This window comes from Emticicia fluvialis, from assembly GCF_024793945.1.
In the GTDB taxonomy this organism is placed as follows: Bacteria; Bacteroidota; Bacteroidia; order Cytophagales; family Spirosomataceae; genus Emticicia; species Emticicia fluvialis.
In genome coordinates this window covers 77890-100083 of record NZ_JANUSD010000010.1, presented here as the reverse complement: position 1 = coordinate 100083, position 22194 = coordinate 77890, and the positions used below count along the sequence as shown (strand labels likewise).

The 22194-nt window shown below is 42.6% G+C and carries 18 protein-coding genes; 5 read left to right on the top strand and 13 right to left on the bottom strand.

What is annotated here, in order from left to right; translation table 11 throughout:
• Positions 1 to 351 precede the first annotated feature (351 nt).
• Positions 352 to 1074: a hypothetical protein gene (locus NZ848_RS13085; RefSeq protein WP_259015825.1), complete on the top strand. Its 723-nt coding sequence runs from the start codon at positions 352 to 354 to the stop codon at positions 1072 to 1074.
• 364 nt (positions 1075 to 1438) lie between these two features.
• On the opposite strand, the gene NZ848_RS13080 is transcribed toward NZ848_RS13085, so the two are convergent.
• The 13 genes from NZ848_RS13080 to NZ848_RS13020 all read right to left on the bottom strand — a co-directional run bounded on the left by NZ848_RS13080 (position 1439) and on the right by NZ848_RS13020 (position 18434).
• Positions 1439 to 4132 (bottom strand): alpha-L-rhamnosidase, encoded by a 2694-nt coding sequence (locus NZ848_RS13080; RefSeq protein WP_259015824.1) that lies wholly within the window; start codon positions 4130 to 4132, stop codon positions 1439 to 1441.
• Positions 4133 to 4252: 120 nt separating this feature from the next.
• Positions 4253 to 5992, bottom strand: a complete 1740-nt coding sequence (locus NZ848_RS13075; protein ID WP_259015823.1) for a cell wall metabolism sensor histidine kinase WalK — start codon at positions 5990 to 5992, stop codon at positions 4253 to 4255.
• Between the two features lie 191 nt (positions 5993 to 6183).
• Positions 6184 to 7308: a sensor protein KdpD gene (locus NZ848_RS13070; protein WP_259015822.1), complete on the bottom strand. Its 1125-nt coding sequence runs from the start codon at positions 7306 to 7308 to the stop codon at positions 6184 to 6186.
• A 113-nt stretch (positions 7309 to 7421) separates the two neighbouring features.
• Complete coding sequence (locus NZ848_RS13065) at positions 7422 to 8477, bottom strand: porin (protein WP_259015821.1); 1056 nt, start codon at positions 8475 to 8477, stop codon at positions 7422 to 7424.
• A gap of 150 nt (positions 8478 to 8627) precedes the next feature.
• Entirely contained in the window at positions 8628 to 9188 is a 561-nt protein-coding gene (locus tag NZ848_RS13060; protein WP_259015820.1) for a K(+)-transporting ATPase subunit C, read from the bottom strand.
• 7 nt (positions 9189 to 9195) lie between these two features.
• On the bottom strand, positions 9196 to 11238 hold the full coding sequence (gene kdpB / locus NZ848_RS13055; RefSeq protein ID WP_259015819.1) for a potassium-transporting ATPase subunit KdpB: 2043 nt from the start codon (positions 11236 to 11238) through the stop codon (positions 9196 to 9198).
• A gap of 8 nt (positions 11239 to 11246) precedes the next feature.
• Positions 11247 to 12974 (bottom strand): potassium-transporting ATPase subunit KdpA, encoded by a 1728-nt coding sequence (gene kdpA / locus NZ848_RS13050; RefSeq protein ID WP_259015818.1) that lies wholly within the window; start codon positions 12972 to 12974, stop codon positions 11247 to 11249.
• Positions 12975 to 12979: 5 nt separating this feature from the next.
• Positions 12980 to 13057, bottom strand: coding sequence for a K(+)-transporting ATPase subunit F (kdpF, locus tag NZ848_RS13045; protein WP_259015929.1), 78 nt, complete (start codon positions 13055 to 13057; stop codon positions 12980 to 12982).
• Positions 13058 to 13856: 799 nt separating this feature from the next.
• The gene (locus NZ848_RS13040) at positions 13857 to 15194 is read right to left on the bottom strand and encodes a sigma-54-dependent transcriptional regulator (protein ID WP_259015817.1); all 1338 of its coding nucleotides are present in this window, start codon (positions 15192 to 15194) and stop codon (positions 13857 to 13859) included.
• A 167-nt stretch (positions 15195 to 15361) separates the two neighbouring features.
• Positions 15362 to 16114, bottom strand: coding sequence for an HNH endonuclease (locus NZ848_RS13035; protein WP_259015816.1), 753 nt, complete (start codon positions 16112 to 16114; stop codon positions 15362 to 15364).
• Positions 16107 to 17285 (bottom strand): AAA family ATPase, encoded by a 1179-nt coding sequence (locus tag NZ848_RS13030; RefSeq protein ID WP_259015815.1) that lies wholly within the window; start codon positions 17283 to 17285, stop codon positions 16107 to 16109. Before NZ848_RS13030 ends, NZ848_RS13035 begins: the two co-directional genes overlap by 8 nt.
• A gap of 369 nt (positions 17286 to 17654) precedes the next feature.
• A complete protein-coding gene (locus tag NZ848_RS13025; RefSeq protein ID WP_259015927.1) occupies positions 17655 to 18209 on the bottom strand; it encodes a ThuA domain-containing protein in 555 nt (184 codons plus the stop codon).
• 18 nt (positions 18210 to 18227) lie between these two features.
• A complete protein-coding gene (locus tag NZ848_RS13020) occupies positions 18228 to 18434 on the bottom strand; it encodes a hypothetical protein (protein WP_259015814.1) in 207 nt (68 codons plus the stop codon).
• Positions 18435 to 18658: 224 nt separating this feature from the next.
• Between NZ848_RS13020 and NZ848_RS13015 the strand changes: the two genes are divergently transcribed.
• From NZ848_RS13015 to NZ848_RS13000, 4 genes are all read left to right on the top strand, one after another.
• Positions 18659 to 19660 (top strand): YitT family protein, encoded by a 1002-nt coding sequence (locus NZ848_RS13015; protein WP_101726095.1) that lies wholly within the window; start codon positions 18659 to 18661, stop codon positions 19658 to 19660.
• A 75-nt stretch (positions 19661 to 19735) separates the two neighbouring features.
• Positions 19736 to 20260, top strand: coding sequence for a gamma carbonic anhydrase family protein (locus NZ848_RS13010; protein ID WP_101726094.1), 525 nt, complete (start codon positions 19736 to 19738; stop codon positions 20258 to 20260).
• 121 nt (positions 20261 to 20381) lie between these two features.
• Complete coding sequence (locus NZ848_RS13005) at positions 20382 to 20957, top strand: RNA polymerase sigma-70 factor (protein WP_259015813.1); 576 nt, start codon at positions 20382 to 20384, stop codon at positions 20955 to 20957.
• Positions 20958 to 21167: 210 nt separating this feature from the next.
• Positions 21168 to 22187, top strand: a complete 1020-nt coding sequence (locus NZ848_RS13000; RefSeq protein WP_259015812.1) for a FecR family protein — start codon at positions 21168 to 21170, stop codon at positions 22185 to 22187.
• Positions 22188 to 22194: the final 7 nt, after the last annotated feature.

Sequence of the window (22194 nt, the reverse complement as noted above, 5' to 3'; positions counted from 1 at the left end):
TTGGTGGTTTCAGTAAGTGTGATTTTCGAAGTTTACAGCATACCGGTTGGCAATTTGTTACCGGTGCCTGCACAGTTAAATTATATTTGGCATTAGCCCTAATAACCAATATATTTGGGTTGCTGATGGTTAACCCGGCTACTGCTTTTCATGGGTTAAATTTATCAGGAATCTCATTCAGCCTTCGTTTTTTTAATAAAAATTTTTGGTTAAATGATTGGTTCAGCCAATTGTATAACCCCGGATACCCTGATTTGTTTTCTCTCACGCAGGATAGGTTAGCAATAGAATGCCCGATGATACTATACGCAATACTGGTTATCAGGACAAATTAACATAACAAAAGAAAATATGAACAAAAAATTTACGCTTGGTCTGCTGTTTTTTGGCATGGCAACGGTTGCTTTCGGGCAGGACACGGTAAATACTGCCGCACCCGGTAAAAAATTCTTTACCGCCTGGGCTATAGGCATTAATGCCGGTACATACGGCGTGGGCGGGTCTGTTATTACCCGGGTGTATCCGCATTGGGTGCTTCGGGCTGGGTTTGACTACGCCACCTATACCTACAAACCGGAGGATTTGAAAATGGATGTGGAGTATATGGGTAAAGATTTAGAGGCTGAGGTTAAGTCTTTTAATCTTAAGTTTCCGAATGCCAAAATACTACTTGATTTTTATCCGTGGAAAAACGGTGTTTTCAGCTTTACGGGTGGCGCTTATATAGGTAAAAACACCATAAAGATGGAAGGCTACGCGTCTGAAAAGTTTGAATTTGGGGATATTGTGATAAACCCTGACCCCAAAACCGGGTATTTTGATGCGCTGCTTACAATGGGCGAGCAGGTAAAGCCTTATTTTGGCATTGGGCTGGGCCGAGCCATGCCTAAGCGCAGGGTTAGTTTTAAATTTGAAGTGGGGGCGGTTTATCAGGGCAAATACAATGTTACCAGCGATTACGCATCAGGAGAAGCCGTGCAGTTTAGCAAAGATGCCCTTACAGACGTATTACCCAAGCCGCTTGACAAGCTATGGCCAATGGTGAGTTTTAGTCTGGCTTACAGGTTTAAGTAACAGAAAAGCACTTGCAGTAGATAGTAAGTTAGACAAATTTGTAAGTCAATATATAATAAGATGATTGACTAGATTCAGTCTTTATTTCTTCATGTTGTACTGTTTTTTATCCCGTAGGGATGGTATATCAGTAGAAATTAAAGCCATAAAACGAGCAAAGTCCTGTAGGGACGATATAATAATATACCGACCCTACAGGGCTACAATTTCTTACACAACATTATTATTCTACCGATATACCATCCCTACGGGATTATAAGGCATCATATTGAAGAATACTTGTTTTTTGATTCTTATGAATCAAACCATAAAAGTGAATATATGGTAGCAAATAACCCTTACAACCTTTTTACTCACTAAAATTTTACCTTATCTCAAATAAATACTCACCAGCCACCACGTTAGCCAATGTAATGGTTTGAGCCTTCATTATCGCTTTTACAATCTTCCCGTTTTCATACAATTGTTTGCCATCTGGCAAATGCAGTTTTAAAGTAGCTGTGCTATTGGCCGGAATCACCAACCGGTATTCAATACCCTTGTCTGTCCTTTTCCATGCCGAAGTTATTCTTCCCTGCGGGCCGTCATGACTGGCCGCAAAGCTTGTCAGGTCTTTTACAAAATGCGGTTCAATCAGCACATTTTTAAAACCCGGTTTGGTTTCGTCTGGTTTAATGCCGCCTAAAGCTTTATAGAGCCAGGCGCCAATCTCACCAAACATAATGTGGTTCATAGATATGTCAGACTTTGCATCAATCGGCCAGTTTTCATAAAGCGTAGTAGCGCCGTTTTTTATCCACCAACCCCATGAGGGGTAGGTCTCCTGAGCCGCCACCGCATAGGCCAGGTCAGCATAGCCGTTTTCACTGAGCGCATTCAATATGGCTTTGGTGCCGAGTAAACCCACATCGATATGACTACCATCTGCCTGTACCCGTTTAGCCAGATTGGCCGCTACTTTGGCTTTCATGTCTTCTGGCACTATGCCCCATTGCAGCGGTACACTCAGCTCGGTTTGTACGCCGCTTCCATAGATTCCATTTTCGCGGTTTAGGTATTTGGCATTGATGGCATCCTTAATGTTTTTTGCAAGGCTACTGTAATAAGCCGCATCGGCAGTTTTACCCAATAATGCAGCCGTTTTGGCAACGATGGTGGCATCAACAAAGTAATAAACTGATGACGTAAACTCAACCGGCGATTTTGATTTCACAGGTACCCAGTCGCCCAGGCCCCAGGTGGTCAGGTGCTTGGGTGCAATGGTTTGTATATAATCTACGTAGCGTTTCATGTGGCTGTAGTTATCTGCCAGTATTTTGGTGTCGCCATAAAACAAATAGATATTCCAGGGAATAATGGCAATGGTGCTGGTCCAGTCTGGCCCGTTGCCCCACTCATAACCCCAACCACCGGTCGGGATGATTGACGGTAAAACACCGTTGGCCTGCTGCTCGTCGCGGTGGTCGGCCAGCCATTTTTCATAAACCGTAATGGCATCAAAATTATACAGCCCGGTTTCACTGGCAATGTGTGCATCGCCCGTCCAGCCGTTTTTCTCTCGTTGCGGGCAGTCGGTCGGGTACCCGAAAAGATTAGACAGATACGAATTATTAGTTGCCCACCAAAGTTTGTTCATGGTTGGGTTAGCGGTTGTTACCTGGCCCGCAGGTGGCACATCGCTGTGCATAAAATAGCCCGTCAGGCTTCCTTTGCTCAATTGCAGCGGTTTAGCGCAGGTAAGCTCAACATACTGAAAACCCTTGTAGTTGAAATGCGGCATAAAAGTGTCTTCGCCTTTGCCGCTAAGGGTGTACACATCTATCTGAAAAGGGTCCTGATTATCTGTAGGGCGGTAGTGAATATCAATGTTCGACATATCGGCGAAACCATTGGCACCCAGTCGTTCGGCGTGTTTCAGCCTTACTACCGTTCCGGCTTCACCTTTTATTTTTAATTGGCTGACACCTGAAATGTTTCTGCCTAAATCAAACAGGTAGGTTGTGTCATTCAGTTTTTTCATACTCTTTGCCGGAATCTCTTCCACATTCCTTACAGGAACCATTGCCTGCGCTACTATGTTTTGAGACGGAGATGTTCTGAAAATGACATCTTTCCAGTCTTTATCGTTAAAATCCGGTTTGTTCCAACCGTCCTGTGCCAGTCGGGCATCCTGATGTTCAGCCGTGTAAATGCTGTTAAAAATAACAGGGCTCAGGGCTGTTTTCCAGCCTTTGCCGCTAGAGATAACCTCGGTGGTGCCGTCGTCATAGGTAATCCGTAAATCGAGGCAGAAAGTGGGTCTGCCTCTCCACGGCGCTTCATGGAAATACCAAACGGCCGTAGACTGGTGGTTATACCAGCCATTGCCCAGCAACACGCCAATGGCATTTTTACCGTTTTGCAGCGCGGCGGTTACATCATGTGTTACATAGAGCGTTCGACGGTCGAAACGGGTGTACATCGGGTCAAGGCGATGGTTGCCTATTTTCTGCCCGTTAATGTATAATTCATATAAACCTGCCACGGCTACATAAGCCCGTGCCGATTTTATTTTCTTGTCTGTTGCAAAAGTTTTTCTGAAATAGGGGGCAGGTTTCAGGTTTACGTCGCGGGTGTCGCTTATCCAGGCACCGCGCCAGTTTTGTTGGTTTATCATGCCCATTTCAAAACTTGCCACTGCCTGTGTAGTTTTTTGGCCGTCTTTATCCCATAGCGTAACTGCCCAGTAATATTTAGTAAAAGGTTGCAGGGCCTTGCCTTTATAAACCGCCAGTGCATGGCCTGAAACCACCTTTTTAGTATCCCATTCAGTACCTGTGCCATTAGCCACTTTGGCGGAGTCGGTATCTACCAATACCTGATAGGCTGTTTGTTTGGCTCCCTTGCGGGTGTCTGTCAATAACCAGGTAAATCGTGGATTTGGATTATCAATTCCTAAAGGATTCGGTAGGTGTTCGCACTTTAAACCGGATGCCTGTGGAGGGTTGGCAGCAAAACTTTCTGCCCGGGCAGCCAGTAATACCAAAGCCAGGGCAATTAAACGCAGGATGAATTTCATACAATGTGGGTTGAATTACAGGCTGTAAAAATATACATTGTATGGGAATAATGAGCAGTTTGATTGGTGAAATTGTGTGACTTCTTCACCGAATTAATTCACTGTATCGGTAGAAATGTTCTACCCCTCAACCACAGCCAGATTAAAATAGAAAGTGCTGCCCATGCCAATTTCGCTTTCTACACCTATGCTGCCGTTCTGGGCTTCAATAAACTCTTTGCTGATGGCCAGCCCCAGCCCCGTACCAGATTTATTGCTGCCCGGTACCTGAAAGTACTTGTCGAAAATCTTGTCTTTGTAGCGTTTTTCGATGCCCTTGCCCTGGTCGCTTACCGAGAAATTAACGTGCGTGTCTGTCTGATTGATTCTGATGGTAATCCGGCTTTGTTCCGGTGAATAATTGATGGCGTTGGTCAGAAAGTTAATCAGCACCCAGGCAGTTTTTTCGGTGTCGGCCTTTACAGCGGGCAGGTTTTCTGGCACCTCGGTCTGAATATCTATTTTCTTTTGAGCTGCCTGAGTTTTTACGGCCTCGGTGGCATAATGCAGTATTTCGTACGGCGTACTTTTCTGGATATTAAGTTGGATATTCCCTGTTTCTACCTGCGACAGATTGAGCAGTTCTCCGGTTATTTTCAGCAATCGGCGGCTATCTTCTTTTATGCTGTCAATTAGTTGTTTTTGTTCTTCATTAATGGCGCCTGTTTGTTGGTTTTCTAATAATTGCAGGCTCATTTTGATACTTGAAATAGGCGTTTTCAGCTCATGTGAGATGGTGGCTATGAAATTGGTTTTGGCAAAATCAAGCTCTTTGAAAGGCGTGATGTTTTTAAGCACAATTACGTGGCCTATCTGCCGTTTTTCTTTTTCGCCGGTAGGCACAATAGCAATATCAATTATTTCTTTTTCAAAATAGCTCTCTTTGTTATCTGCAAAAATCTTGATGGGCTGCTTTTTGCTCTGGGTATCGGTGCTTAGTGTCAGTACCAGATCTTTTACCAGCGAGCGCAGTAAATCATTTATCAGAGACACATCCTGTGCCTGTTGGCCAATCAGTTGTTCGGGTTTTAGTCCGGTTACTTTCAGGGCCTCGTCGTTGGCAAAAAGTATTTTTTTGTTTTCATCCAGGCCAATTACCGGGTCGTGCATGTTGTTGATAAGCGTTTCAATCCGCTTTTTTTCAAACAGCAGCTTCGACAAATTACTGTTATTGTATTCTTCCAGTTTTTCGGCCATTGTATTGAACGAAAGCGCCAGTTCTCCAAACTCGTTGTGGTCTTCAAAATACACCCTTTGCGAGTAATCGTTGGCTGCAATCAGCTTAATGCTCTCGGTAAGTTTCCTGATGGGGTTAGCAATATTTCCGGGCAGGTTAATGAGTAAGGTAAACGCAATCAGAAAACAAAGCGTACCCGTAGTAGCTACCCAGATGGTAGCTGAGGCTGCCGTTTGCTTGGCCACATTGCTTTTGCGCTGAATAGCCTCCATGTTCAGGCGCATAATTTCTGCAATGTCTTTTCTTATCAGTAAATGAACAGACTCCTCAGCCCTGTTGGCCTGCAACATTTTAAAATGCCCAAGTAATTGCCGGGTGGCTTCTCGTTCACCAATTTCTGTAATGTTTGCCTGTTGCTTTTCCAGGTTCTCTTCAAGTATATTCATGGCGGTGGAGTCTGCGGTTACTTCGTCCAGGGCCATCAGCATATCACGAGCATACTCAAGGGTAATGTAATTGGCCTCCAGAATATTCTCTGTATCATTTTTCAGGGCATTAATATACCGCGCCCCTACAAATGTAAGCAGGGTAATGAGTATAAAAAGCAGGCCTACACCCAGGGTCAGTTTGGTTCTTATTTTCATATCAATGTTGGATTGATAAATTTCAAATTTTGGTAGAGCCACATGGCATGTGGCTTTCTTCAAAATTTATTATTTTAATAGAGTATTAGAGTATTTTTAAATACGTTTTTTGGTGCTCATAAACCCCTGAAGCCGCATGCAATGCGGCTCTGCTAATCTGTTTCTTCCCCCTTTAGGGGCTAGGGGTTTGCTTACGACAATATCACCACATCTACCTCTGCAAACGATAATTTATTGAGCAAATCATTAAATATATTGGTTGATAGTATCACGTTAAAAAGGTTCAGGTGGGGCTTGCCTATGCAAAGGGTGGTAATCTGCCTTTGGTCGGCCACTTCCATAATGCACTTGGCAATGTTGCGGTCTTCTACCCTTATAATCTCTGCCCCCAATTGTGTGGCCAGCTTAAAGTTGTTAATCAGGTGCCGCTGCTTGTCGAGCGCTATTTTATCCGGGCTTTCTTTCGGAGTCTGTACGTACAAAACATACCATTTGCTATTATAATAACTGGCCAGCCGGGCAGTTTTTCTGATTACATTTTTAGCTGTTTTTTCATTACTGCTGATACAGGCCAGAAATTTTTCGTGGCGTATGGCCGTACTTCTGGGTATTTCGGTTTCAACTTTTCTTTCTACCTGGCTGGCCACTTCTTTCAGTGCCAGTTCGCGCAGTTGTAAAATTTGATCAGCCTTAAAGAAGTTGTTCAGCGCCATAGGTACTTTGTCTGGCGTGTATATTTTCCCTTCTTTCAGGCGGGTTATCAGTTCATCGGCTGTCAGGTCTATGTTCACCACCTCGTCGGCCATCCGTAGCACACTATCAGGTATGCGCTCTTTTACCTCAATGCCTGTTATGTCTTTTATTTCTTCGTTCAGGCTCTCAATGTGCTGTATATTTACAGCGCTTATTACATTAATGCCTACTTCCAATACTTCCAGCACATCCTGCCAGCGTTTTTCGTTCTTGCTGCCTTCAATATTGGTATGTGCCAGCTCGTCTATTATTACTACCTCCGGCCGCAGATTAATAACCGCCTGCACGTCCAGTTCTTCCAGCTCTTTGCCTTTGTAGAATATCTTCCGGCGCGGAATAACCGGCAGGCCGTCCAGCAAATCATGAGTTTCTTTCCGTAAATGGGTTTCAATATAGCCAATTTTTACATCAATGCCGTTACGTAGCAAAGAATGGGCCTCTTGCAACATACGAAAAGTCTTGCCTACACCGGCGCTCATACCAATGTAAACTTTAAATTTCCCCTGCCGCGACTTACGGATTAAATCCAGAAAATGCTGTACGTTCTCTTCTTTGTTAGGCATGATGTAATTTTGTTTTACCACTGATTTGCACGAAGGGTTACACGGAGTATCACTGAATTTTTCCACAGTGATACTCCGTGCCTTAACTCCGCGTTCCTCCGTGGTTAAAATGTTTAAAAACTAAAACACAAAGCGCTGGTTAAATAAACTACCTGACTTTTATTATCAAAAATCCTGTCTTTGCTATCAAGCAGGCGGCCTTCCACGCGCCATAAAAGATTATTGGCCAGTGCATAATCCATGTTCAATGAGTAACCGAGCGTCTGAAAACCATTGGCTGTACCAGTGGCAATTATCACGCCGTTTTTATCCTGATAATACTCTGCACGGGCAGCCAGCCTTAGTTTGTCGGTGGCCGAATAGCGCACAATCAGAACAGGAGATAACCAATGGTTGTACCGGGTGCTTCCGTTTGTTTTTTGCTCAATACCGAAGTCAAACCCTGTTATTAAACCCAGTTTTTTATTAATCTGAAACTGCCCGTAAACGTTATTGAAGTACCGCCAGCGGCGTAGGCTATCGGGTTGCTCATCGCCTGCATAGCTGCTCCAGTTAAGTGTAACATTACTATTGGGCTTATAGGTAATCTGCGTACCAAAAGCCGGTGTCTGGTTACCCGGCACACGCTGAATCCGCTGCCAGCCGTTCAGTACCAACCCGGCCAGATACCATTTTTCATTGGCCGAGGTATAAGACAGCCGTACGCCAGATTCATAATAAGGCGAGTTTTCGGCCAGCAGGCTTCTGGTCAGGTTCCAGGAGTCTTTACCGATGGCGCTCTCAAAACCAATGTGCGACGGCATAATGCCCGCATCTACCCACAGGTTGTTTTTGCCCGATACTTTTACACCCACGTTGGCTTCATATACATTTTTTAGCAACCCCTGCTCGGCCGCCATATTATACTGCGCATAAGTTCCCGCCATTATGCCCACATTGGCTCTTACTTTATCTGTGGCATAAGCTGCTTTCAGCAAACCCAGATTCAGGTTTAGTTCGTTGTGGCGGTTGTGGTTATAAAAAAATGGCGCTTTTTCATGATTACCGGGCTTGCTGAAATCATAACTGTAATAGGTTTCTACATAGCCCGAAAAAGTGAGTGGTTTGTTTTCTTGTGCATGGGCTCTTAAAACCATGAGCATCAATGCCGCTGCTATTATTTTTTTCATTTTGTTGTACTTTTCTTTGGTTTAAGCATTGCACTAAGGCCTGTTTTACCACGGAGTTTCGCCGGGTTTTGCACGGAGTGCCACGGAGAAAAGACTCTTTGCAACTCCGTGGTTAACTCTGTGCAACTCAGCGGTTAAATAAAAATTGGGTTACTTCAACTCATCTAAAGCCACATTCAACGCTAAAACATTCACGGCTTCAGGGCCGAAAAGGCCTAACAATGGTTTTTGTGTGTGCGATTCAATCAGCGCGATAATCTTATCTTCGCCAATATGCCTTGCTGCGGCAATACGTTTTACCTGTATACTGGCCGATTCAGGCGATATGTCCGGGTCAAGGCCGCTGCCTGATGCCGTTACCATTTCGGCAGTGATGGCCGATTTCTTAACCTCAGGATTATGCACCATAAACGTATCTATGCGGCTTTGTACGGTGGCCAGGTATTCGGCATTGGTTGAGCCTTTGTTACTACCGGCAGACCCAGCCGAGTTATAGGCAACAGCAGACGGGCGGCTCCAGAAGTATTTGTCTGCTGTAAACGATTGCCCCAGTAGTTTGTAGCCAACTGTTTTACCGTTAACGGTAACGGTTTCGCCCTTGCCTTTGTTGGGTGCTAATTGTGCAAAACCTGTAATAACAAGCGGATAAATGACTGCGAATAACACCATGCTTATCAATGTAAGACGTATGGCAGAAAATATGGTTTTCATGATTGTATCAGATAAAAAGTGAAACGGCCAGGTCAATTAATTTGATGCCTATGAATGGCACTATAATACCACCCAAACCGTAGATTAATAAGTTGCGGCGAAGAATGGCGCTGGCACCTATGGGTTTATAGGCTACGCCCTTCAAAGCCAATGGAATAAGCAAAGGAATGATGATGGCATTGAAAATAACAGCCGACAGTATGGCGCTTTCAGGGCTATGCAGCCCCATGATGTTTAGCCCCTGCAAGGCTGGTATGGTGGCAATAAATAAGGCCGGCACAATGGCAAAATACTTGGCTACGTCGTTAGCGATAGAGAAGGTAGTTAACGTACCACGGGTCATTAGCAACTGTTTGCCTATCTCTACAATCTCAATCAGTTTGGTTGGGTCGTTGTCAAGGTCTACCATGTTACCTGCTTCTTTGGCTGCCTGTGTACCGCTGTTCATGGCTACGCCCACATCTGCTTGTGCCAGGGCTGGGGCATCGTTGGTGCCGTCGCCCATCATGGCTACCAGCTTGCCTGCCTGCTGTTCCTTGCGGATATACTGCATTTTGTCTTCCGGTTTGGCTTCGGCAATAAAATCGTCCACCCCTGCTTTTTCGGCAATGTATTTGGCTGTCAAAGGATTATCTCCGGTTACCATCACCGTTTTAACACCCATTTTGCGCAAGCGTTCGAAACGTTCCTGTATACCGGTCTTGATGATGTCCTGTAGCTCAATTACCCCCAGCACCTGGTTGTTTTCTGATACTACCAGCGGCGTACCACCGTTGCTTGAGATAACCTTTACGCGTTCGGCCGTTTCGGCAGGGAACACATTTCCGGCTTTTTCAACCATCTTTTTAATAGAATCATAAGCGCCTTTGCGGATGCTTGTTCCCTCAAAGTCGATACCTGAACTACGTGTTTCGGCAGTAAATTTGATAAAAACCGGCTGGCTGATTTTGTAGGTTGACAGATTCACACCTGCCAGATCAATGATCGATTTTCCCTCGGGGGTTTCATCGGCCATTGAACTCAATACAGCCGATTTAACGAAATGCTGTTCGTCAACGCCCGCTACCGGATAAAAATGTGTGGCCTTACGGTTACCAATGGTAATGGTACCGGTTTTATCAAGCAACAGCACGTCAATGTCTCCGGCGGTTTCTACGGCTTTGCCCGACTTTGTAATTACATTGGCACGAAGGGCCCTGTCCATTCCGGCAATACCGATGGCAGACAGCAGCCCGCCGATGGTAGTGGGTATCAGACAAACAAAGAGCGATATAAACGCGGCTATGGTGATGGGTGTCTGGGCGTAATCGGCAAAGGGTTTCAGCGTAACACACACAATAATAAATATGAGCGTGAAAGCCGCCAGCAGAATGGTAAGGGCAATTTCATTCGGCGTTTTCTGGCGGCTGGCACCTTCTACCAGCGCAATCATTTTATCAAGAAAACTCTCGCCGGGTTGGGTGCTTACCAAAACCTTAATTTTGTCTGACAATACCTTAGTGCCACCCGTTACACTGCTTTTGTCGCCACCTGCTTCACGTATCACCGGGGCTGATTCTCCCGTAATGGCGCTTTCATCAATAGTTGCCAGGCCTTCTACAATCTCACCATCGGTTGGTATAATGTCTCCGGGTTCGCATACAAACACATCACCTTTTTTGAGTTGAGATGACGGAACAATCTGAATTTCGTTCAGATACATTTCGCCTACCGTTTGCACCAGTTTGGCTGGTGTTTCTTCGCGGGTTTTGCGCAGGCTGTTGGCTTGGGCTTTACCTCTGGCTTCGGCCAGGGCTTCGGCAAAATTGGCAAACAACAAAGTAGCCAGCAGAATCAGGAAAACAATAATGTTGTAAGTAAGGCTACCCTGATTGGCTGCGCCAAAAAAGATGGCTATACAAACAAACAACATAATGAGTGTTCCGATTTCGACCGTAAACATAACAGGGTTACGGAACATGACACGCGGATCGAGTTTGATAAACGACTGCCCGATGGCTTCTTTTACCAGTTCGCGGTCGAACAATGAAATATTATTATTTCTGGTCATTGGATTAATTATTTAAATAGCGTAAAATGTTCTGCCAAAGGCCCTAAAGCCAAAGCAGGGAAAAACGACAACGCAGCAATGATGGCTATCACGGCAAAGGTCATAATAGCAAAAGTCGAGGTGTCTGTTTTAAGCGTTCCGGCACTTTCAGGTATATACTTTTTGCCAGCCAGCAGGCCTGCAATAGCCACCGGGCCAATAATAGGCAGGTATCTGCTCAGCAGTAGCACAATGCCGGTGCTGATGTTCCAGAAAGGGTTATTGTCGCCCAGGCCTTCAAAACCGCTACCGTTATTGGCCGCGCTGGATGTATATTCATAAAGCATTTCAGAAAAACCATGATACCCCGGGTTGTTGAGCCAGCCTGTGGCGTTGCCATTAAACCACCAGCCCATTGCCGTGTTATTGGCTGCAAAGTAGGCGGCCATGGCCGTACCTGCCAGTATAAGCAATGGGTGCAGAATGGCAATAACTGCCGCAATTTTTACTTCTCTGGCCTCTACTTTTTTGCCCAAAAACTCAGGCGTACGGCCGACCATCAGACCGGAAATAAACACACCCAGAATAATAAATACGTAGTAGTTAAGCAGGCCAACCCCGCAACCGCCATAAAAGGCGTTTACCATCATGGCCAGCAACTGCATCGCGCCTGAAAGCGGCATGCTGCTGTCGTGCATGCTATTGACCGACCCTGTTGAAATAACCGTGGTGGCGATGCTCCAGTAGCCTGATGCGGCTGTACCAAACCTGACTTCTTTGCCTTCCATGCTTCCGGTTGGTTGTGCTACGCCCAGGTGCTGAATAGCCGGGCTGCCATGTATTTCGGCAATTACTGTTGGTATGGTAAGCAACAAAAAGCCAACTGTCATAACGCCGAAGATGCTCCAGGCCAGTTTTTTACGTTTCAGGTAATAACCCAATGCAAAAATGAATGCGAAAGGGATAATCATCTGCGATACCATCTCAACGGCGTTGGTAAAATAATTGGGGTTTTCTAAAGGATGCGCCGAGTTAGCCCCAAAGAAGCCCCCGCCATTGGTGCCCAGGTGCTTAATAGCCACAAAAGCCGCCGCCGGGCCTCTTGAAACCTGCACCGAGTCGCCCTGTAAGGTGGTTATGGTGTCTTTTCCTTCAAAGGTCATGGGTGTGCCATTGAAAGTAAGAATGATGGCTACAACAATTGATAACGGCAACAAAATGCGTGTGCAGCTTTTCAGAAAATAGTTATAAAAGTTGCCCAGCTTATCGGCCTGGCGTTCGCGCATGGCGTTGAACAGAACCGCGCCCGCTGCCATACCCGTAGCAGCCGATACAAAGTGCAGGTACATTAACCCTATTAATTGGGTAAGATAAGAAACCCCGGTTTCGCCTGAATAGTGTTGCAGGTTACAGTTGACAATAAAAGAAATGGCCGTATTAAAAGCCAAATCGGGCGACATAGACGGGTTACCGTCAGGATTCAGCGGCAACCAGCCCTGGTTCATCAACAAAAACATGCTTAGAAAAAACCAGACAAAGTTGATGCCCAACAGGGCTGTCAGGTGTTCTTTCCAGTTCATTTCCCGGTTGGCGTCTATGCCGCTGAAACGATAGAAAAGTTTCTCGATGGGGTTAAAAACGGGGTCTAGCAATGTTTTTTCGCCCGAATAAACCCGAGCAATGTATTTTCCGAAAGGGATGGCCAGCAATAGCGTAACCACAAAGAGGGCAATGATGCCTGATATTTCAGTGTTCATAAGATTCAGAATTTTTCAGGTTTAAGCAATACATACACCAGGTATCCGAAAACCAACATCGATAAAATGAATAGTGCTGTCATGGTTTTAGATTTTTTCAAAGAAGTGGATAGACTTATAGCAAACCCCAAACAGGGCTGCACCAACTACGATTAAAATGAGCGTTACCATTGTATTATTAATTTAGTTCTGATACCCTTATGCCAATCTTTGTGCCTGATTGTAAATAAATTTTGCAAGTAATTGATAATGAGTTGTTTATTGTTATGTAAAGGGGCGGTGCCAACAAAAAAAGCCTATCAAAATGATAAGCTTTTCTCAAAATGGAGGTATATAATTAATTATGGCTAATTAACCACGGAGTTGCCCGGAGTTATGGCACGAAGTTTCACAGAGTCAAGAATATCAACTAAAAATTAGATACCTTATTACGTCATTCCTGTTTGAGCACAGTTAAAAATCGGGTGAAAAAACTTGATAAAGAGAGATGATACATCAGATTTTTAAATGTGCGAGTTTGAATGATGGGCTGCTTTTTGGTTACTTTTTGCAGCCCAAAAAGTAACAACAGAAGAATAAAAAACTCTAGTGAATTGATTTTAATCTTAGCATGATTTAAATCAATTTATTCAATTCGTTGGTAGTATATTTTTGAATTGAAAATTCTTAATTATGAAACCAACCACAACCAAAAACTTCTTTAAATATCTTAATGATATGCTTAGGCATATATGGCATAGTCAGCGGAGGGGTATTGAAAATCTCGCCGGATGTATATCCTCAAGACAGTACATTCGCTGCATAGCTTTTATGTATTATTGGCGGTTCTTTTTATTTACGAGGGTTGGTGCCTGTAACAAGGGGTTGATATAAGAAGTAGGCCTACAAACCATACTCTTCAATTTTCCTATACAGCGTTGCAATACCGATTTCAAGCAGGCGGGCGGTTTCGGCTTTGTTGCCTTTGGTATAGTTTAATACCTTCTGAATATGTAGTTTTTCTACACTGGCCATTGAAAACGCCGATAACGTGCCTTTGTTGGTTTGGCGGGGTTGTTGAACATCAAAAGGTAACAAATCGGCAGTTAGGGTGTCGGTATCTGCCAGAATTACGGCACGTTCAATGATATTTTTCAGCTCACGAATATTACCCACCCATTGGTAACTTTCCAGTTTTTCCAGGCATTCCTCATCTATTTTCTCCACACGTTTATTGGTTTTTTCAGAAAACTGGCGCATAAAATAAGCAGCCAGCAAATCAATGTCTTTAACCCTTTCGCGCAGGGGTGGCAGGTGAATTTCAAATACATTGAGCCTGAAGTAGAGGTCTGACCGGAAGTGGTTTGCTTCGTATTCCTGCTTTAGGTCGCGGTTGGTAGCTGCTATCAGCCTGAAATTTGATTTCGTGGGTTTGGTGTCGCCCAGTTTAATAAATTCACTGGTTTCCAATACCCTCAGCAATTTGGCCTGTAGCTCCAGCGGCATTTCACCAATTTCATCGAGCAGGAGCGTCCCTCCGTTGGCTTCCTCAATCAGTCCTTTTTTATCTTTTATAGCCCCCGTAAATGCCCCCTGCTTATGCCCGAACAGCTCACTTTCCATAATATCTTTGCTGAAAGTGCTGCAATTGAGCATCACAAACGCTTTACCCGCCCGCTGGCTGGCCTGGTGTATTCCCTGTGCAAATACTTCCTTACCGGTGCCGGTTTCGCCTGTCAGTAAAACGGTGGTATCTATAGGCGCTACTTTTCTGGCTAAATCAATGGCCTGCTGAATGGCTTTCGACTTTCCGATGATGGCATCAAACGAAAACTTTTCACCCACCCGTTTTTCCAGGTCTTTTACTTTCTTTTGCAGTTGTACTTTCTCAATAGCCCGGTGCAGCAGCGGGATAATCTTCTCGTTGTCGTCGCCCTTTACTATATAATCAAAAGCGCCGTTTTTCATGGCCTGCACGCCATCGCTGATGTTGCCGTAAGCCGTTAACAAAATTACCTCAACCAGCGGATGCAAGGCTTTTATTCTGGTCAGTAAATCAACCCCGTTTCCATCGGGCAGCTTCACGTCCGACAACACCACGTCAATCGCCTGTTGTTCCAGTTTTTTCAATCCACCCCGGCAATCACCGGCCTCCACCACCTCAAACCCTTCCGACTGCAATACACGCGCCAGCAAGGTTCTCAGTTTTTCTTCATCGTCTATTATTAGGATTGTTTTCATTATTGGGGTATGCGAACTACTTGATCGGAATTATTACCGTAAAACTTGAGACGCACAAATATAGAATAGAAAGAGACTGTAAATTGAACTGTGTCAATTAAAATCTAAGCAAATATTATATTCAAATTTAAGACTTACGAATGAAGGGTTTTAAATTACTTTCAAACTTACGTTTCGAGGTCCAATGCTATTTTAGAAAGATCTATTTGAAGTTGGTTCAATTCTGCGTCCCAGTATCCTAGTTCTAGCATTTTTTTTCTTATTAATGAAAACTCTATGTCTGTTAATATTAATGTTGCCGACGTTGCCGAATATATTGCACTAGGAAGACCTTCCTTCATAAGATTTTTAATCCCATTAACTATTCTATTTTTTCTTTTTGTGCTGGACTGAATACCATTAATATAATCATCTAATAATTCATTTAAATCTTCTAATTTTTCTTGAATTGCATTTCCTATTTCAAATCTTTTTTTTACTAACCTGTCTTGATCATTCAAATTTAATACAGACACAGTTAGTTTTCCTAATTCATCTGATCCTTTAACCCTATATCGCCAGTATTTTAAATGATTCTTCGGGTTAATTTTGGTTGGGTCTATTATTGGCTCATTCTTTGTATTATGATCATTTTTTGTTCCATTACACTTTTTGCAAGAAGGAAGCAAGTTGTCCCAATCCAAAACCTCATCTTTAAAGGTTTCCTTGTGATGAAAATGTTCTACTTCTAAATATTTACTTTCTTCCCTAATATTAGTTTCACAATAGCAACACTTTCCATTTGAAAGAGTTAATAATGCATTTTTAATAAAATCTAAATTCCAGACTGATTTTCCGGTTGATTTAAATTCATTGGTCAATTTAAGCTGTAATTCAAGAGTAAGCTCTACAGGTTTTTGAGTTCTATCTAATTTAATCATTATTCGATAAACCAGTTAATTGAATTTTGAGTATTTTTTTTAATGAGTTTTCTGGATGCAGCATTGAATCCAATATCATAAATTGTGCATTAGCAGCATCAAAGTCTTCGGAATCAATTGCATGATTGAAATTTGATATTGCATTTAAATATGTAAGGGTTCTTGTTTCGGACATTCCCATTACATCTGCTAATATTTCTTCAACTGTCCAACCTTGACAGCCATAATCTTGATTTATAATACTATTCAACTTTACTTCGTTGTTTTCATCTAATGCCAAAGGAATAATTTCTTTGGCTTCTGCTACTTGAATAATATGTGGGCTATGTGTTGTAGTAAATATTTGAGCATTTGGTAAAATAATTTTTAAAGATTCATAAATCCTTGCTTGCCATTCAGGATGTAAATGCAAATCAATTTCATCAATAAAAACAATACCATCAAAATCTTTGATAAATTTACTAGGGCTTTTATACCTCAATTCTATTTCCTTAATGAGACCCATTAAAACTGCTATGCACGATTTATAGCCAGAAGACAAATATTCAAAATAAATTTCTCCGTTAGGAGTATTTAGTAAAATGTCATTGGAGTTTGGTAAAACCTTACTAAAAGAAATGGACGAATTTAAAATCTTAAAGCATTCTCTCGCAAGATGAATATTTCTAATCTGACTTTCATCTAAATGATTTTCATGTGCAGACCAAAGATGCCTATTAACGAACCAATTCTTTAAATCATTAACTTCCGAACCATTCACGGTTTCCGATGCAAATGTACCTATCTGCTTTTGCGCATCGGTATTGATTGTTTTTAAATTTTGATAAAGTATATCTCTATGAGTTTTAAACACAATAACATCATTTGAGTTGTAATAAAATCCAGGATTTGAAATATGTGTCTCATTAGGATGAAAAGCAGATATATCAAATAAACGTTCATGTTGTTCGTTATTTATTAATACCGAAATAGTCCACTTGCCTTTCGAAATATTAGCTGTTTTTTTTACAGATATTACGTTAAGAGTAAATGATTGAGCCAAACAATCAAGTATCGTGGTTTTTCCAATACCATTCTGACCACAAATAATATTGAAATGGTCATCAAATGAAAGTTCCAAATTCTTAATTGGCCCTATTCCATTTATTATAATCTTATTTATTTTTAGCATTTTATTTTATAATAAATTCAAACAAATAAACATTGTGCAAAACTTCTTTTTAATGGTAAAATCAGTGTTGTTACGCTTTATACTTCTTTTACATTATTTCTGATTCAATCAATCTTCAAAAATTATACTATTAGAATGAATTTGTTTAAAATAAACTAATTTGGTAAATAGGGGTTACTTAAAATTTACATAAATTAGGAAGTAAGAAAATTTTATCAGATTAAAATATTCAGATGCTAATACGGTTAAACTATATGCTAAAACTGCAATAAAAATATTAATAATTTAAACTAGTAGACATTTAAATAAATCGGTCTTAAAATAATAACAAAACTTCCAATTTTTCTTTAATAGCAGAATCAAACCATCTCACTGCTCAACCCCCCAAAAAATAGCATTTTTAAACAAGGTCTTATAAGCTTCATTATCAAACAACTCGGGCGAGTGGCCCATGAAGATGTAGACATTTCGGGCTTTCATGTTTGGGTTTGTCCATATCACCGGGTGGTCGCCCATTTTTATTGGGGTGTTGGGGGTGTATGTGTTTTCGTCTACACTGGCTATTACATGTACATTGGCTCTCGGGCTTTTATGGTAGGTGTACCATTCTTCTTTTTTGATTCTGAAGTTACCCGGCACACCCATCATAATTGGGTGCTGTTTGTCTTCAATGTTTACCTCACCGGCCACAAATGTGGCAATGTAGTTTTGGTATCTGATGCCCCCCATAAAATCAGAAAACCATTGCCACATTGGGTAGCCGTCAAATTCACCCAGCAAAGTAGCATGATGGAAACCAATCCAGCCGCCTTTGCCTTGTTCTATATACTTAACAAATGCCGCTGCTGCCTTGTCTCTCCAGCCATAAGGTGGGTAGTCTAACTGAATAAATAGCTGGTAATGGCTCAGAAAATCCTCGTCTATGGTATCGGTATTTTGTATTTAGTCAATGGTAAAACTGCTGTCGGCTGCCAGTTGGTTCAGCCAGACTTTGGCACGGGCTGAATAGTGTATATGATGCCCGGTGCTTTCTGCCAGGGCCAGCACTCTGAAACGGCTCTGGCCATAAATCTGCTGTGCAATTAAAGACATCAACATAACCAACATTAGTTTTTTACAGATTAACCTGCCTGAATTTTTAATAGCCATACTTTTTAATTTGGGCTTATGATATAAAGACGAAAAACCAGTGCCAGTGGCACTAAAACAACATAATTTTAACAAATCGGGCATTGACTTTATGGCTCAATTTGCCTATTTTATAGGTGTTTTTTATCGTAAACTGCCTGATTTTTAAGGATTTATTAATTTTCTTCAATTGCTTAAGCGCCCTCAATTGAGTATCTTCGCTTTTACCACCAAATATATAATATATGCGCAAAGAAAAAGAAAATGTTCTACTCCGACTTCCAAAAATCTTACTTAATCTGTTCTTGTCATTTTTTATTGACGACGGCAGCAAAAACAACGACCGCTCTAAATACCAGCAAGCCAAAGAAATTCGCGAAGTAAAAGTTACTATCCGCCGCTTATTTAAAGATTCTTTTCTCATCATTCTGGGGGTTTTGTCGGCCGGTTTCGGCCTCGATGGCTTCCTGTTACCCAATGATTTCATCGATGGTGGCGCAGTAGGTATTTCGCTCCTTATCCGGGCCGTTACCGACTACCCGCTTTCGCTCATTCTGGTTCTTGTCAACATTCCGTTTATTATTCTGGGCTTAAGGGTTGTCAGTAAAGAATTTGCCATTAAAACAGCTTTCGGCATTGTTGCGCTTGCTTTGGCCGTAGCCCTGATACCTTATCCTGAAATCACACACGACAAATTGCTTACATCCGTTTTTGGCGGCTTCTTCCTTGGTCTTGGTATCGGTATGGCCATGCGGGGTGGTGGCGTTATTGACGGCACCGAGGTAATGGCCATTACCCTTAGCCGCCGTACCAGCCTTACAATCGGAGACGTAATCCTGCTTATCAACGTGGTTATTTTCTCGGTGGCGGCCTATGTTTTGTCTATTGAAACCGCGCTTTACTCAATGCTTACTTATCTGGCGGCTTCAAAAACTGTCGATTTTGTAATTGAGGGTATTGAAGAATACACCGGTGTAACCATCATATCGCTGAAACCCATGGAAATGAAAAAAATGATTATTGAAGAAATGGGCCGTGGGGTTACCGTTTACAAAGGTGAAAGAGGCTTTGGCAAAACCGGCTACACCGAGGGCGATATGAAGATAGTTTATACCGTTATTACCCGTCTGGAGGTCAGTAAACTAAACCTTGAAATTGAAAAGATAGACCCCAACGCATTTGTTATCATGACCAGCATCAAAGACACCAAAGGCGGCATGATAAAAAAACGTTCGGTGCCACATTAGAATTTATCCATTAAATATTGAAGCGTTTGTATAATTTTGTGCCTGACATTCAATCAGGCACTTTTTTATATCATAATGGCTACTATTTTACCTGTTAAAGGCGTAAGCCCCACCTGGGGCGATAATTGTTGGTTTTCGCCCAATGCCACCATCGTTGGCGATGTTACCATGGGCAAAGACTGCACCGTATGGTTTAACGCCGTTGTGCGCGGCGACGTGAACGCCATTGTAATGGGCGACAGGGTGAATATCCAGGACGGCGCCGTTATACACTGCACCTACCAGAAAACCAAAACAATTATCGGCAATAACGTAAGCATTGCCCACAATGCCATTGTGCATGGCTGCACCATTGAAGACAAAGTACTGGTTGGCATGGGAGCCATTATCATGGACGGCGCCGTTATAGGCACAGGGTCTATCATTGCCGCCGGAGCCATTATCACCCAGAATACCATCGTACCACCTAACTCTGTTTATGCCGGTAATCCGGCCAGATTCCTGAAAGCAGTCTCGCCTGAACTCGAAGAGGTCTTCATGCGTACGGCCAACAACTACGTAATGTATGCCGGGTGGTTTCAGGATTCAGCCAATCAGTAATACAATTGCTCATATTTTGACACAAACCGATACATATCTGTTGATGTGTCTTAAAATTGCATGTTTGCTGCTATTATTTTTCTTAATAAATCTATATTTGTTCTTTTAAAAGTCTCATAGGGTGGAGTACGCAAGCATTGGTGACGACATACTGGTAAAATTGTTGACTTTGGGTGATAAGGAAGCTTTTGAAGAGATTTATCGTCGTTACTGGCGTAAGTTATTTCAGAAAGCCCAAAGAAAAGTGTATGCCAGAGAAATTGTGGAAGAGCTGGTGCAGGACATCTTCATTAACCTGTGGGAGAAACGCGCCACCGTGCAGATTCAAACCCTTGAGCCCTATCTTTTTACTGCCCTTAAGTACCAGATTATCAGCCATATCAGAAAACAACTGCAGGAAGAAAAGTTTGCCGCGTATGCAGCCACCGAAAGCAACGAAGAAATAAACAGCCTTGAAGAAACCATTGCGTATCATGACCTGTCGCAGTCTATCCAGCAGGCAATGGAACAAATGCCCGAGAAAACCCGGCATATTTTCCGCCTGAACCGCCTGGAAGGCAAAAGTACCCGCGAAATTGTTGAAATGCTGAATATCCCTGAGCGTACTGTTGAATACCACATTTCGCAGTCGCTCCGATTCATGCGCGAACACCTGAAAGAGTTTCTTACCTGGTGCCTGCTGTTTTTTCTGAAGTAAAATGCCTGCCTTCATTTTCATTTGCCTCTTCATTTGCCATTTTTCCGAATTTTACTCCACCGTTTTACCATAAATTTTATATAATTTATCAAAGAACTTTTTATAAAAACCCCTTTTTTGTTGTATTATTCATAGAAATTACAAAACTATTTGCGGTTAATCGGGGGCTTATACGACATAGTAATTAAACAAAGAATCTATTACGCTCAGATGAAAAGCCGTAAAGCGTTTAGTCAGCTCCTTCAGAAGTACTTAGATGGGAAATGCAGTGAATCAGAATCACAACTCGTTGAGCAGTGGTATGAACTCATTGATGAAGAACCCAGACAGAATTACACCGGGCAGGAGTGGCAGGCACTTGAATATAAACTATGGCAAAAAATAGAAGCTGGTCTTTTTGAAACAGAAGCCCGGCCGTCAATCAGTTTCTGGCGTAATTATCGCCTCAGTATTGCCGCCTCTGTTACCATTTTACTGGGTGCAGGCGCCTGGTGGTACATCAACGCACATTCCAATCCCGCTACTAAATCAACTTTACAAAGTTCTGTCCATGAAATGCAATTAATGGACAACACCTCTTCCAAGCCCGTAAAAATTAAGCTGGAAGATGGAAGCACCGTAACGCTAAGCCCACACAGCCAGCTACAGTATCCAAAACAATTTGCTGCGACTAAAAGGGAAGTGAACCTCAGGGGAGAAGCTCTGTTTGAGGTAAGTAAAAATCCCGACAAACCATTTTATGTAATTACCGATAAACTTGTTACCAAAGTTTTGGGTACAAGTTTCTATGTACGCACCGTAGAGGCCAAGCAAAAAACCGAAGTAGAAGTGATTTCGGGCAAGGTTTCGGTGTACGAAAAAGAAAGAGCAGACAACCAGAACAGGGGTGTAGTACTTACACCCAACCACAAGGTTACATTTTTTGCTGTTGAAAAGCATTTTATAACCGGTCTGGTTGCCAAGCCTTTACCTCAGATAAAGCCCATCAACAACAAGCCTGAAAAATTTGAATTTGACGACACACCCATCAGCCAGGTACTTGACAAGCTGAAAAAAGTGTACGGAATTGAAATTGTATTAGAAAACGAAAAACTGAATGATTGCCCGATTACAGCAGATATAACGGCCCAGCCGCTATATACAAAGCTGGATATCATTTGTGCAACCATTAATGGCAAATATGAAGTGAAAGGAACCACGATTCTGATCAGCGGGAAAGGTTGTGAGTAAGTTGCCG

Coding starts and splice junctions, on each gene's coding strand:
- NZ848_RS13015 (WP_101726095.1), top strand. CDS start 18,659: ATGCGCAAAGAAAAAGAAAATGTTCTACTCCGACTTCCAAAAATCTTA.
- NZ848_RS13070 (WP_259015822.1), bottom strand. CDS start 7,308: ATGCCTAACAAAGAAGAGAACGTACAGCATTTTCTGGATTTAATCCGT.
- NZ848_RS13030 (WP_259015815.1), bottom strand. CDS start 17,285: ATGCTAAAAATAAATAAGATTATAATAAATGGAATAGGGCCAATTAAG.
- NZ848_RS13035 (WP_259015816.1), bottom strand. CDS start 16,114: ATGATTAAATTAGATAGAACTCAAAAACCTGTAGAGCTTACTCTTGAA.
- NZ848_RS13020 (WP_259015814.1), bottom strand. CDS start 18,434: ATGGCTATTAAAAATTCAGGCAGGTTAATCTGTAAAAAACTAATGTTG.
- kdpF (WP_259015929.1), bottom strand. CDS start 13,057: ATGACAGCACTATTCATTTTATCGATGTTGGTTTTCGGATACCTGGTG.
- kdpA (WP_259015818.1), bottom strand. CDS start 12,974: ATGAACACTGAAATATCAGGCATCATTGCCCTCTTTGTGGTTACGCTA.
- NZ848_RS13065 (WP_259015821.1), bottom strand. CDS start 8,477: ATGAAAAAAATAATAGCAGCGGCATTGATGCTCATGGTTTTAAGAGCC.
- NZ848_RS13040 (WP_259015817.1), bottom strand. CDS start 15,194: ATGAAAACAATCCTAATAATAGACGATGAAGAAAAACTGAGAACCTTG.
- NZ848_RS13085 (WP_259015825.1), top strand. CDS start 352: ATGAACAAAAAATTTACGCTTGGTCTGCTGTTTTTTGGCATGGCAACG.
- NZ848_RS13010 (WP_101726094.1), top strand. CDS start 19,736: ATGGCTACTATTTTACCTGTTAAAGGCGTAAGCCCCACCTGGGGCGAT.
- NZ848_RS13060 (WP_259015820.1), bottom strand. CDS start 9,188: ATGAAAACCATATTTTCTGCCATACGTCTTACATTGATAAGCATGGTG.
- NZ848_RS13075 (WP_259015823.1), bottom strand. CDS start 5,992: ATGAAAATAAGAACCAAACTGACCCTGGGTGTAGGCCTGCTTTTTATA.
- NZ848_RS13000 (WP_259015812.1), top strand. CDS start 21,168: ATGAAAAGCCGTAAAGCGTTTAGTCAGCTCCTTCAGAAGTACTTAGAT.
- kdpB (WP_259015819.1), bottom strand. CDS start 11,238: ATGACCAGAAATAATAATATTTCATTGTTCGACCGCGAACTGGTAAAA.
- NZ848_RS13080 (WP_259015824.1), bottom strand. CDS start 4,132: ATGAAATTCATCCTGCGTTTAATTGCCCTGGCTTTGGTATTACTGGCT.